Origin of the sequence: Streptomyces sp. NPDC046727, assembly GCF_040645635.1 — a bacterium.
In the GTDB taxonomy this organism is placed as follows: Bacteria; Actinomycetota; Actinomycetes; order Streptomycetales; family Streptomycetaceae; genus Streptomyces.
Genome location: NZ_JBEYYR010000030.1, coordinates 89,077 through 101,559, shown reverse-complemented (window position 1 = coordinate 101,559; position 12,483 = coordinate 89,077). Strand labels below are relative to the sequence as shown.

10 protein-coding genes and 1 pseudogene are annotated in these 12,483 nt (G+C 72.2%); 7 read left to right on the top strand and 4 right to left on the bottom strand.

The window, feature by feature from the left end; translation table 11 throughout:
• Positions 1-168: 168 nt before the first annotated feature.
• Positions 169-432: a WhiB family transcriptional regulator gene (locus tag ABZ937_RS30530; RefSeq protein ID WP_003975777.1), complete on the bottom strand. Its 264-nt coding sequence runs from the start codon at positions 430-432 to the stop codon at positions 169-171.
• Between the two features lie 690 nt (positions 433-1,122).
• Here ABZ937_RS30530 and ABZ937_RS30525 point away from each other — a divergent pair.
• Genes ABZ937_RS30525 through ABZ937_RS30510 form a run of 4 tightly spaced genes read left to right on the top strand, consistent with a single transcriptional unit; the run spans position 1,123 to position 5,047 of the window.
• The gene (locus tag ABZ937_RS30525) at positions 1,123-1,617 is read left to right on the top strand and encodes a cysteine dioxygenase family protein (protein ID WP_361696548.1); all 495 of its coding nucleotides are present in this window, start codon (positions 1,123-1,125) and stop codon (positions 1,615-1,617) included.
• A gap of 34 nt (positions 1,618-1,651) precedes the next feature.
• Positions 1,652-2,611: a 2-phospho-L-lactate transferase gene (gene cofD / locus ABZ937_RS30520; protein WP_361696547.1), complete on the top strand. Its 960-nt coding sequence runs from the start codon at positions 1,652-1,654 to the stop codon at positions 2,609-2,611.
• A complete protein-coding gene (locus ABZ937_RS30515) occupies positions 2,608-3,975 on the top strand; it encodes a coenzyme F420-0:L-glutamate ligase (RefSeq protein ID WP_361696546.1) in 1,368 nt (455 codons plus the stop codon). The genes cofD and ABZ937_RS30515 overlap by 4 nt, the downstream gene beginning before the upstream one ends.
• Positions 3,976-4,033: 58 nt before the next feature.
• A complete protein-coding gene (locus ABZ937_RS30510; RefSeq protein ID WP_361696544.1) occupies positions 4,034-5,047 on the top strand; it encodes a DNA-3-methyladenine glycosylase 2 family protein in 1,014 nt (337 codons plus the stop codon).
• Between the two features lie 55 nt (positions 5,048-5,102).
• On the opposite strand, the pseudogene ABZ937_RS30505 reads toward ABZ937_RS30510, so the two are convergent.
• From ABZ937_RS30505 to ABZ937_RS30495, 3 genes and pseudogenes are all read right to left on the bottom strand, one after another.
• Positions 5,103-5,204: pseudogene (locus ABZ937_RS30505) on the bottom strand (NmrA family transcriptional regulator); the annotation flags it as partial.
• Between the two features lie 64 nt (positions 5,205-5,268).
• Positions 5,269-6,351, bottom strand: coding sequence for an NDP-sugar synthase (locus ABZ937_RS30500; protein ID WP_361696543.1), 1,083 nt, complete (start codon positions 6,349-6,351; stop codon positions 5,269-5,271).
• 177 nt (positions 6,352-6,528) lie between these two features.
• The gene (locus tag ABZ937_RS30495; RefSeq protein WP_361696542.1) at positions 6,529-8,298 is read right to left on the bottom strand and encodes an N-acetylmuramoyl-L-alanine amidase; all 1,770 of its coding nucleotides are present in this window, start codon (positions 8,296-8,298) and stop codon (positions 6,529-6,531) included.
• A 105-nt stretch (positions 8,299-8,403) separates the two neighbouring features.
• On the opposite strand from ABZ937_RS30495, the gene ABZ937_RS30490 reads away from it, so the two are divergent.
• The 3 genes from ABZ937_RS30490 to ABZ937_RS30480 all read left to right on the top strand — a co-directional run bounded on the left by ABZ937_RS30490 (position 8,404) and on the right by ABZ937_RS30480 (position 12,467).
• Positions 8,404-9,159 (top strand): TIGR03089 family protein, encoded by a 756-nt coding sequence (locus tag ABZ937_RS30490; protein ID WP_361696541.1) that lies wholly within the window; start codon positions 8,404-8,406, stop codon positions 9,157-9,159.
• A 129-nt stretch (positions 9,160-9,288) separates the two neighbouring features.
• Positions 9,289-10,470: an LCP family protein gene (locus ABZ937_RS30485; RefSeq protein ID WP_361696540.1), complete on the top strand. Its 1,182-nt coding sequence runs from the start codon at positions 9,289-9,291 to the stop codon at positions 10,468-10,470.
• 239 nt (positions 10,471-10,709) lie between these two features.
• The gene (locus tag ABZ937_RS30480; RefSeq protein ID WP_361696539.1) at positions 10,710-12,467 is read left to right on the top strand and encodes an LCP family protein; all 1,758 of its coding nucleotides are present in this window, start codon (positions 10,710-10,712) and stop codon (positions 12,465-12,467) included.
• The last annotated feature ends 16 nt before the right edge of the window (positions 12,468-12,483 follow it).

Sequence of the window (12,483 nt, the reverse complement as noted above, 5' to 3'; positions counted from 1 at the left end):
CCGGTTCGATGGACTGCGGTGGACGCCCGCGTGCTCTCGGGTTTCGAGGGGACAGCGGGGCGTCTCGGACGAGCGACCACACTATCGGCTGGCCATGGCAGCGGCCCGCCGCCTGTGGACAAGCCACGGGCGACGGGCCGTTCGTGATGTTCCGGTGTGGATGCGCGGTCAGACGGCGGCCTTCTTGAGGCGGCGGCGTTCACGCTCGGACAGGCCACCCCAGATGCCGAAGCGCTCGTCGTTGGCGAGGGCGTATTCGAGGCACTCGGAGCGGACCTCGCAGGCGAGGCAGACCTTCTTGGCCTCTCTGGTGGAGCCGCCCTTCTCGGGGAAGAAGGACTCGGGGTCGGTCTGGGCGCACAGCGCGCGCTCCTGCCAGCCGAGTTCCTCGTCCGCGTCGTCGACCAGCAGTTGCTGCACCAGCTCGGTCATGTGCGCCCCTCGTCTGTCTTTCGCGTCCCCGTGCGTAGCCGTTACCGATTTCGGCTGAACGACACGAGTGAAATTACAAGTGTGCTGCTCCGGGCGAGTCAAGCCGAGATCTGCTATTGGGCCCGTTATTCACTCTGCGGAACCAAGGCCGTGCGGAAAGTGTTCAAATCGGCATAAACCTTGACACGCAGCGGGACCCGGCGGGGGCGGCCGAACCCCGTACAGATCTCTGTACGGAGAAAGACGTCTCCGTGTTCGATCGCGTTCCGCGAGGCTCCAGCGCTCGGATGTGCCCCATGTGTCCCGGCATCCCCTTGAACAAACCTTTCACCTGGGAGATGAACCGGATGAGGTGAAACATGTCCCACATACCGGGCGCCGAGTTGACAGTGCCGGTGTGAACCGATGTCCTAGTGGGCATGCTCGCGAACTTGGCACCCACCTCGACCCGCACCGCCGGGTCCCTCGGTGCCGCACGCGCGCGCTGTAGCTGTTGTTGCTGTTGCAGCTGTTGAGCCAAGACCGCTCCGGCTGTTCCCGAGTCCATCCCGGCTCGGTCGCGTCTCCCGCTCCCTGATCCCTCGTCCGGGGCACCCCGCCCGCCCGTGACCCGGGCGGACCGTACGCGTCACCCCAGCTCCACCACCCAGCTCCAGCCCCCCACTCTTCACCGAGGACCACCGCACCCCGATGAACAGCGACAACGACCTCCAGATCGCCGGCGACATCCTCGAAGTCCCGCACCTGCTCCAGCCGCCGCGCGAGCACCCGGCCACCGTCGCCGAGTTCGTGGGGCTCGCCCGCTCGATCGCCGCCGACCGCGCCCAGTGGGCGCACCTCGTCCGGTACGACGCCACCACCCGCTGGTACCACCGGCTGCGCACCGGCCCGGGGTACGAGGTGTGGCTGCTGTCCTGGGTGCCCGGGCAGGGCAGCGGGCTGCACGACCACGGGCGCTCCTCCGGGGTGCTCACCGTCCTGGAGGGCACCCTCACCGAGCGCACCGAGCGCGCCACGCGCGCGCTGGAGGCAGGCGCCCAGCGGGTGTTCGCGCCGGGGTACGTCCACGAGGTCGTCAACGACACGCTGGAGCCGGCGGTCAGCCTGCACGTGTACCACCCGGGCCTGACCGAGATGCCCATGCACACCTCCCCGCACTGCGAGGCGCGCCCGGTGACTGCCTGACGCAATGTCCGACCCGCCTGCAAGACTTGGGCCCATGCGCATTGTGGTTCTGGCAGGCGGCATCGGCGGTGCCCGTTTCCTGCGTGGTCTGAAGCGGGCCGTGCCGGACGCGGACGTCACGGTCATCGGCAACACCGGCGACGACATCCATCTCTTCGGGCTGAAGGTCTGCCCGGACCTCGACACGGTGATGTACACGCTGGGCGGCGGCATCAACGAGGAGCAGGGCTGGGGGCGGACGGACGAGACCTTCCACGTCAAGGAGGAACTGGCGGCCTACGGGGTCGGGCCGGACTGGTTCGGGCTCGGCGACCGGGACTTCGCCACGCACATCGTGCGGACGCAGATGCTCGGTGCCGGCTTTCCGCTGAGCGCGGTCACCGAGGCGCTGTGCGCCCGCTGGAAGCCGGGCGTGCGGCTGATCCCGATGACCGACGACCGTGTCGAGACGCATGTGGCCGTCGAGCTGGACGGCGAGCGCCGGGCGATCCACTTCCAGGAGTACTGGGTGAGGCTGCGCGCCTCCGTCCCGGCCGAGGCGGTCGTCCCGGTCGGCGCCGAGCAGGCCAAGCCGGCCCCGGGCGTCCTGGAGGCCATCGCCGAGGCGGACGTGATCCTCTTCCCGCCGTCCAACCCGGTCGTGTCCATCGGCACGATCCTCGCCGTGCCCGGCATCCGCGAGGCCATCGCCGACGCGGGCGTGCCCGTGATCGGCCTCTCCCCGATCGTCGGGGACGCGCCCGTGCGCGGGATGGCCGACAAGGTCCTCGCCGCCGTCGGCGTGGAGTCCACGGCCGCGGCGGTCGCCGAGCACTACGGCTCCGGGCTGCTGGACGGCTGGCTGGTCGACACCGTGGACGCGGGCGTGGTCGAGCAGGTGGAGGCGGACGGCATCCGCTGCCGGGCCGTGCCGCTGATGATGACCGACGTGGACGCGACCGCGCAGATGGCGCGGGAGGCGCTGGCGCTCGCCGAGGAGGTGCGGGGGGCATGAGCGAGACGGAGTCCGCCGATGCCGGCGGGCGGCCCGAGTACCGGGTCTGGGCCCTGCCCGGCATCCCCGAGGTGCAGCCGGGCGACGACATCGCCAAGCTGATCGCCGCGGCCGGGCCGGACCTGGCCGACGGGGACGTGCTGATCGTCACCTCCAAGATCGTCTCCAAGGCGGAGGGCCGGGTCGTGCGGGCGGCCGACCGGGAGGCCGCGATCGACGCCGAGACGGTCCGGGTCGTGGCCCGGCGCGGCACGCTGCGCATCGTGGAGAACCGGCAGGGCCTGGTCATGGCCGCCGCCGGGGTCGACGCCTCCAACACCCCCTCCGGGACGGTGCTGTTGCTGCCCGTGGACCCGGACGCGTCCGCGCGCGCGATCCGGGCCGGCCTGCGCGACGCCCTCGGCGTCAACGTGGGGGTCGTCGTCACCGACACCTTCGGGCGTCCCTGGCGCTCGGGGCTCACGGACGTGGCGATCGGCGCCGCCGGGGTGCGCGTGCTGGACGATCTGCGCGGGGGCACGGACGCCTACGGCAACCCGCTCGTCGCGACCGTCGTCGCCACGGCGGACGAGCTGGCCGCCGCCGGTGACCTGGTCAAGGGCAAGGCGGCCGGGCGGCCGGTGGCCGTGGTGCGCGGACTGGCCCACGTCGTACGCCCCGAGGCCGACGCGGCCGGCGGTGACCACGCGGCGGGAGTCGAAGGCGACGAGGGCGCGCGGGCCTTGGTGCGCGACGCGGCCGACGACATGTTCCGCCTCGGTACCTCCGAGGCGGTCCGGGAGGCGATGACCCAGCGCCGTACCGTACGGGCCTTCACCGACGACCCCGTGGACCCGGGCGCGGTGCGCCGCGCGGTGGCGGCGGCGCTCACCGCGCCCGCCCCGCACCACACCACGCCCTGGCGGTTCGTGCTGCTGGAGTCGGAGGAGTCGCGGGTCCGGCTGCTCGACGCGATGCGGGACGCCTGGATCGCGGACCTGCGCCGGGACGGCAGGAGCGAGGAGTCCATCGCCAAGCGGATCCGGCGCGGTGACGTACTGCGCAACGCGCCGTACCTGATCGTGCCCTGCCTCGTCATGGACGGCTCGCACACGTACGGGGACGCCCGGCGGGACGGTGCCGAGCGGGAGATGTTCGTGGTCGCGACGGGCGCGGGCGTGCAGAACCTGCTGGTCGCGCTGGCCGCGGAGCGGCTGGGCTCGGCATGGGTGTCGTCCACGATGTTCTGCCGGGACGTGGTGCGCGAGGTGCTGGAGCTGCCGGCGGACTGGGATCCGATGGGCGCGGTGGCGGTCGGCCGCCCGGCGGAGGGGCCGAGACCGCGGCCGGAGCGGGACGCGGGGGCGTTCGTCGAAGTGCGGTGAAACACCCCGGACACCGCCTAGTCTCGTAGGACAGCCCCGGCACCCTAGGACCTCACCAGTGGCAGGACGTTTCGCCCCGCGCCCCAGCCGCGCGACCGTGCGCGGCGGGCATGTCGCCGTACCCGCGGGGACCGCCGCCGGGATACCGCGGCAGGCGACCGCGCCCGCGCGGGTGCGGCGCTGGGTGCCGGACGGGCCGCTGGACCTCGGGCTGACCCTCGGGCCGCTCCGGCGCGGGCCCGCCGACCCGACGTTCCGGGCCGCTCCGGACGGGTCCGTGTGGCGGGCCTGCCGTACGCCCGCCGGGCCGGGCACGCTGCGGGTGCGCGCGTACGGCGGTGAGGTGGTCGGCGAGGCGTGGGGCCCGGGCGCCGTATGGCTGCTGGACGGGCTGCCCGCACTGCTCGGCGCGGCCGACGACCCGGACGCGTTCGTGCCCCGGCACCGGGTGGTGGCGCACGCCCGGCACCGGCGGCCGGGGCTCCGGCTGACCCGGACCGGGCTGGTGCTGGAGTCGCTGATCCCGTCGGTGCTGGAGCAGAAGGTCACGACCGTCGAGGCGTACGCGGCGTGGCGCACGCTCGTGCGGACGTACGGGGAGCCGGCGCCGGGGCCCGCACCCGGCCGGATGTACGTGATGCCGGCGCCCCGGACCTGGGCGCTGATCCCCTCCTGGGAGTGGCACCGGGCCGGGGTCGACGACAAACGGGCCTCGACGATCCTGCGGGCCGTGCGCGTCGCCGCGCGGATGGAGGAGGCGGCCGGTATGGAGCCGGACGCCGCGCGGGCCCGGCTGGAGGTCGTTCCGGGGATCGGGCCGTGGACGTCGGCCGAGGTGGTGCAGCGCAGTCACGGCGCGGCGGACGCGGTCACCGTGGGGGACCTTCATCTGCCCGGGATCGTGGGGTGGGCGCTGGCCGGGGACCGGAACGCGGACGACGCCGAGATGCTGCGCCTGCTGGAGCCGTACGCGGGCCAGCGGCACCGGGCGGCCCGGCTGATCCTGCTGAGCGGGCGGGTGCCGCCGCGTCGGGCTCCGCGGATGCCGGTCGGTGACATCGGCAGGCTGTGAGGTGCGGGCCGGCCCGCGTCGCGGAGCCGGCGGTGGCCGTGCCGTAGACGGCCGCGATCCCGTCGAGGGCGGGCTCCCAGGTGCCGGGGTCCTCCCAGCGGAAGGGCGGCTCGCCGGTGCGTGAGCCGACGCGCACCGGCAGGCCCCGGACGGTCAGCCGCTCCGCGACACGCCGTCCGGTCTGGACGGAAGGCCGGCTCCCGGGCGCGCGGCCGCGGCGCCTACTGGTCGGAGGAGAACCGCACCGCCCCCGCCGGGATACGGGCGTCGCACCACACCCGTACTCCCTCGCGGAGTTCGTTGTCGGCGCCGACGATCGCGCCGTCGCCGACGACCGTGCCCGTGAGGACCGAGCGTTCGCCGACGCGGGCGCGAGTGCCGATCAGGGAGTCGGTGATGACGGCGCCGGGTTCGATGACGGCGCCGGGGAGGATGGTCGAGCCGAAGACCCGCGCCCCTTCGGCCACGAACGCGCCCTCGCCGACCACCGTGCCGCCGGTCACCTTGGCGTCCGGCGCCACCGTGGCCGTGGGCAGGACGAGGCGGTCGCCGCAGCGGCCGGGGACGGCCGGGGAGGGCGCGCGGCCGAGCACCAGGTCGGCCGAGCCGCGGACGAACGCGGCCGGGGTGCCGAGGTCCAGCCAGTAGGTGGAGTCGACCATGCCCTGCAGGTGGGCGCCGGCGGACAGCAGGCCGGGGAACGTCTCGCGTTCCACCGAGACCGGGCGGGACCGCGGGATCGTGTCGATGACCGAGCGGCGGAAGACGTACGCCCCCGCGTTGATCTGGTCGGTGACGATCTCCTCCGGGGTCTGCGGCTTCTCCAGGAAGGCCAGGACGCGGCCCGTCCCGTCCGTCGGGACGAGACCGTAGGCGCGCGGGTCCGTCACCTTCGTCAGATGGAGCGAGACGTCCGCGCCCGTCGACTCGTGGGTGTCGACCAGCGCCCTGATGTCCAGGCCGGTCAGGATGTCGCCGTTGAAGATCAGCACCGGGTCGTCGGGGCCGGAGTGCAGGCGGGAGGCGACGTTGCGGATGGCGCCGCCCGTGCCGAGGGGTTCCTCCTCCGTCACGTACTCGATGTGCAGGCCCAGCGCGGAGCCGTCGCCGAAGTACGGCTCGAAGACCTCGGCCAGATAGCTGGTGGCGAGGACGATGTGCTCGACGCCGGCCGCCCGGGCCCGCGCCAGCTGGTGCGTGAGGAACGGCACCCCGGCGGCCGGGACCATCGGCTTGGGCGTGTGCACCGTGAGCGGTCGCAGCCGGGTGCCTTTGCCGCCGACCAGGAGGATCGCTTCTGTCACCTGTCGTCTCTGCTTCCTGCCGGGACCGGCCGAACTACTCGCTGACTCTCGTTTCGGCCGGTCAGTGTATGCAGACCGTGCGACGACGCCTCCGATGGCCGCGCGGTGCCCCGCGAGATCGGCGTGCGGTTTCCCCCGGACCGCCCCCCGGACCGCCCCCTGGGCCGGACCCCGGCCTCACCGCCCCTGGTAGCGCGCCGCGGTGGAGCGGGCCGTGCCGAGCTTGGCGTAGAGCCGCTTGCCGGGGCACTCGGTGGCGTACCCGTCCCGATGACCGGAGATCACGTTCAGTCGTACGTTCTTCCCCTTGGCGTAGAGATTGCCACCGCCCGAGGTGAGATATGTCTTTCCGCGCGGATTGGCCCCGAAGAGCCCGAGCTTCCACGCGGTGAGCCTGGCGATGGCCGTCACGGCGGCGCTCGACGGCTTGCTCGTGGCGTACGTGCCGATCACGGCGATGCCCATGCTGTTGCTGTTGAACCCGAGGGTGTGCGCGCCGAGCACCGCCTTGGCCACGCCGCCGGCCCGGCCCTCGTAGAGGGTTCCGCACTTGTCCACGAGGAAGTTGTAGCCGAGGTCCCGCCAGCCCATGCTCTTGACGTGGTAGCGGTAGATACTGCGGATGACGGACGAGGCCTGAGCGCAGGTGTACTTGTTGCCCGAGGCCGTGTGGTGCACGAAGGCCGCCTTGACCTTCTTCGTGTAGACGAACCCGTGCTCGCGCAGTGACTCGTTCGCGCCCCAGCCCCGGCGGGTGACGATCCGCGGGCGCGGGCCGATGTACGGCTTCGTCCGCGCGGGACCCTGGAGGCGGGTCATCTCCTCCTCGGTGGCCGGCTGGTCCAGTTCCGGGATCTCGGTGGCGCCGAAGGCGGTGATCTCGGAGTTGGCGCCCGAGGCGGCGATGGCCGCCTCCGTGTCCAGCGCGGTGCGGGGCGGATCGTCGGCCGGCAGATCCGCGGGCAGCGCCTCACCGGCCCCCTGCGCCTCCTCCGCGGCCCCTGTCTTCTGCCCGTCCTCGCTCTTCAGGGCCTCGTCCGTCTTGCCGGGGTCTCCGGTCTTCCCGGGCTTCTCCGTCTTCTGAGCGTCCTCGGTCTTCCCGGCGTCTCCGGTCTTCCCGGGCTTCTCCGTCTTCTGACCCTCCTCCGTCTTCGGGCCGTCCCCCGTCTTCGGGCCGTCCCCCGTCTTCGGGCCGTCCTCCGCCTTCGGGCCGTCCTCCGCCTTCGGGCCGTCCTCCGCCTTCTGAGTCTCCTCCGCCTTCTGAACCTCGTCCGCCTTCTGAACCTCGTCCGTCTTCGGGGCGTCTCCCCTCTCCCCCGCCGCTCCGTCCCCTCCCGTGTCATCCCCGGGGTCGACCAGTTCCAGGCGCAGCCCCGTCGGCAGCGAGGCCGCACCCCCTCCCGCTCGCCTTCCGGCGGCGCCCTCCGGCTCCGCCCGCACCCGTACGTCCGCCCCGTCCGAGTCCCCCACCCACAGTGGCGCCGTCGCCCCGCGCACATGTCCGGAGGCGCGTTCCGCCGTGTCCGGGTCGGCGCCGTGGTCGGCGGTGTGCGTCTCGACGTCCTGCCAGCCGGACCACTTCCCCGTCAGGGCGGACCGGGTGCGCACCTGCACCCGGCCGTGCAGTGCGGTGTCCGGGTCGTCCCAGACGACGCCGACCAGCGCGAACCGGTGGAGGCCGACGCGGTACAGCCCCTGTTCGGGGGCAGCGCCGAGAACGCGCTCGCGGGTAAGCGGAACGAGCGGCAGCGACTGCGTACTGCCCGGGACCGCGACGGCGCTCCGTCCGGGCACGGCCGGCGAGGCCGGCGCGGCGGTCGCGGGCAGGGCCGGCGCGAGCGCGAGAACCGTGGCGCAGGTGACACCGATCGAGCAGGCGGCGAGCGGGGAGACGCCGAGGGGGGAAGTGAGGAATCCACGCATGGTCACGATCTTGGACATAGTCATACATATCTGTCCACACGTGAACTGACGGACCGTCGGGAAACGTTCCGCCGAACCGGTGGCGCCTCCGCCCCGTGCGCGCGCCCGCCCGCGCGTACCCTGTGCCGGGTGACTGCCACCGATCGCACCCCTGCCGACCTGCTGACTTCCGCGCTCGCCGCGGACCCCGGCCGCCCGCTGGTGACCTTCTACGACGACGCCACGGGCGAACGTGTCGAACTGTCCGTGGCCACCTTCGCCAATTGGGTGGCCAAGACCGCCAACCTCCTCCAGGGCGACCTCGCCGCCGGGCCCGGCGACCGGGTCGCGCTGCTGCTGCCCGCGCACTGGCAGACGGCGGTGTGGCTGCTGGCCTGCTCCTCCGTCGGCGCGGTCGCGGACGTCGCCGGGGATCCGGCGGCGGCCGACGTCGTGGTGAGCGGGCCGGACTCGCTCGACGCCGCGCTCGCCTGCACCGGTGAGCGAGTGGCGCTGGCGCTGCGGCCGTTGGGCGGGCGCTTCCCGCGGACGCCGGCCGGGTTCGTCGACTACGCCGTGGAAGTGCCGGGACAGGGGGACCGGTTCGTCCCGTTCGCCCCGGTGGACGCCGAGGAGCCCGCGCTGATCGTCGCCGGACGGGAGTTCAGCGGGGCGGAGGTCGTCGAGCGGGCCGCGTCGGAGGCGGGGGCGCTCGGGCTCACGGGTCCGGGGTCGAGGCTGCTGTCCGGGCTGTCGTACGACACGTGGGAGGGGCTGAGCGCGGGGCTGCTCTCGCCGCTGGCCGTCGGGGGGTCGGTGGTGCTGTGCCGCCATCTGGACCGCCTGGACGAGGAGGGTCTCGCCCAGCGGGTCGAGAGCGAGCGGGTGACGGCGGTCCGGCGGTAGGGCGGCCACCCGGCTCCCCGTCCGCCCGGGTCCCCCGAATGGAGTAGTACAGGGCGCTCCCGGCCCCCCTCCCCGCCATCGTCGTAAGAGCAGGACGTGACGCTCGTACGCCAGAGGGGTGGACCTGACGTGGGCGACACCGCAGGCAACTCCCCCGGGCCCGGGGCCGGCTCCTCGGCCACCGGGGAAGGGCTCGTACGACGGCGGCGTCGGCGGTGGATCAGGGGTACGGCCCTCTCGGCGTCCGTACTCCTCCTCGCCGCCTCCGGCGCCGGCTGGGCCCTCTACGCCAAGCTCAGTGCCAACATCACCCCCGACGAAGCCGCCGCCGCCGAACTCGCGCGGTACGAGCGGGAGCGGCCCACCGCGCTGGTGCGGGGCGCGCTGAACATCCTGCTGATCGGGTCCGACACCCGGGCCGGGGACGGCAACCGCAAGTACGGCAAGGATCTCGGCACCGAGCGGTCGGACACCACGATCCTGCTGCACCTGGCCGCCGACCGGGACAGCGCCACCGCCGTCTCGCTGCCCCGGGACCTGATGGTGGACATCCCCTCGTGCCGGCAGGAGGACGGCACGCGCAGCGACCCGGTGTTCGCGATGTTCAACCACGCCTTCCAGGTGGGCGGTTCGGCGTGCACGATCCGGACCGTCGAGAAGCTGACGGACATCCGCGTCGACCACCACATGGTCGTGGACTTCAGCGGGTTCAAGGAGATGGTGGACGCCGTCGACGGCGTCGAGGTGTGCCTGAAGGAACCCGTGGACGACAAGGCGGCGAAGCTGAAGCTGCCCGCGGGAAAGGTCACGCTCGACGGGGAGCAGGCGCTCGGGTTCGTACGGGCCCGCAAGTCGCTCGGGAACGGCAGCGACACCGACCGGATGGAACGGCAGCAGCGATTCCTCGGCGCGCTCGTCAACAAGGTGCAGAGCAATGACGTCCTGCTGAATCCGGTGAAGCTGTATCCGGTGCTTGACGCGGCGACGTCTTCGCTGACCACCGATCCGGAACTGGCGAGTCTGGGCGGCTTGTACCAGTTGGTGCGCGGGCTGCGCGACATCCCCACCGAACACATCCGATTCCTGACGGTGCCGAGGGAGTCGTACGTCTACGACGCCAACCGTGACCAACTCGTGGAGCCGGCGGCCGAGAAACTGTTCGCGCGGCTGCGGGCCGACCAGCCGGTGGCGGTGACCCCGGACAATTCACAGAAAGTTCCCGGGGAGGACACAGGTTCGGGCGGCGCGGACGGCCCCTCTCCCGCGCCGACGTTCCGCGGGAACACCGCCGCCGAACAGACCTGTGAGTAAGCGGCACACCAAGTCGGCGAACTTCCGTTCAGAAAATGAGGGGGATTGCCCGGTTGTAGGCAGGTGGAATTTGTCACCGGCGTCGCCCGACGCTGAACTGGGCGGATAGTGTGAGCGATCCGGTGCACCTGGCCGCGAGGTCCGACGGGCTTTGTCGGGGCCGTGCACTGATTCACCGAGACCCGAGCGCCTTGGAGGGGGAAGGCGCCGCGTGGCCCCGACGGAGGATTCGGACAACCGTGGACGCGCAAGGCCGTGGGCGGGCGGACAACATCGACCCCGCAGACCAGTGGGTACTCAATCCGAACACCGGCGAATACGAACTGCGACTGAGCCCTTCCGCAGCGCAGTCGCCGGTACCCGGACCGCGCAGACCGTCCTCCCGGGACGGGAGCGGCGGAGCGGGCGGCCGAAAGCGGCCGGCGGACGGAGAGAACCGTCAGGCGCCCCGGGCGCGCGGCGCCGATGTGCCGCCGCAGCGCTCGGCCCGGCGCCGGGGCGGTGAGCCGGAGGCGCCACAGGGACGGCGCGCGGCCCGGCGGCCGGTGAAGAAGAAGTCGAAGGCGAAGAAGGCACTGCTGTGGACCGGCGGGACCATGGCCTTCGTGCTGGTCGCCGTGACGGCTGCCGGCTACCTCTACATCAAGCACCTGAACGACAACATCACCTCCGTGCCCGACGACGGCGCGAGCACCGGTGGCTTCCGCAAGGACCAGGCGATCAACATCCTGCTGATCGGCACCGACAAGCGCACCGGCAAGGGCAACGAGGGCTACGGCGACTCGGGCAGCGTCGGGCACGCCGACACCACGATCCTGCTGCACGTCTCCAAGGACCGGTCGAACGCCACCGCGCTGAGCATCCCGCGCGACCTGATCGTCGACATCCCGGACTGCCCGACCACGCAGGAGGACGGCAGCCAGAAGGTCATCGCCGGCACGGACGGCGTCCGCTTCAACGAGAGCCTCGGGCAGGACGACCGTACGCCGAGCTGCACCATGCGCACGGTGACCGAGCTGACCGGGATCACCCCGGACGACTTCATGGTCGCCGACTTCAACGCGGTCAAGACGCTGACCGAGGCCGTCGACGGGGTCGAGGTCTGCCTGGCCAAGGACATCGACGACAAGGACTCGCACCTGAAGCTGTCCAGGGGCACCCACAAGATCGCCGGTGAGCAGGCGCTGGCGTTCGTGCGCACCCGGCACTCCGTCGGCTTCGGCGGCGACCTGAGCCGGATCGGGCTGCAGCAGCAGTTCCTGAGCGCGCTGATGCGCAAGCTGAAGAGCAACGACACGCTCACCAGTCCGACGAAGATGCTGAAGCTGGCGGAGGCCGGCACCAAGGCGCTGACCGTGGACGACAAGCTGGACAGCATCGGCAAGCTGAAGGACCTCGGTCTGGAGCTGGGCAAGCTCAATCCGAAGAACCTGACCTTCACGACGGTGCCGGTCGTGGACAACCCGACGGAGAAGGTCAAGGCCACGGTCGTCCTCAACGAATCCAAGGCTCCGGCGGTCTTCGAGGCCGTCAGGAACGACGTCTCCTTCACCGACGTGAAGAAGAAGGAGAAGGCGGCGAAGAACGCGCAGGCCTCCCGGCTCAAGGGCACCAAGGCGCCCGCCGCCGACGTGCGGGTGCGCATCCTCAACGGCGGGGCCGCGGCCGGCAGCGCCCAGGCGGTGCTCAGCTGGCTGCAGAACGACGAGGGCGTGACCAAGTCGGAGAACGCCGGCAACGCTCCGGCCGCGCTGAGCAGGACCACGCTGGAGTACGCGCCCGACCAGGCGGCCCAGGCGCGCCGGCTGGCGGCGATCATGGGCCTGTCCGGGGCCGCGCTGAAACCGGGCAAGAGCGTGACCAACTCCCAGGGGCTGCCGGCGATGACGCTGACCCTGGGCAAGGACTTCAAGGGTGCGGGGGTCTCCCTCACCCCGTCGGCGAAGGCACCGGACGTCGACAAGTCCACGGCAGACAAGGTTCAGTGCGCCTCATAGGTAACCCAACGGGCCC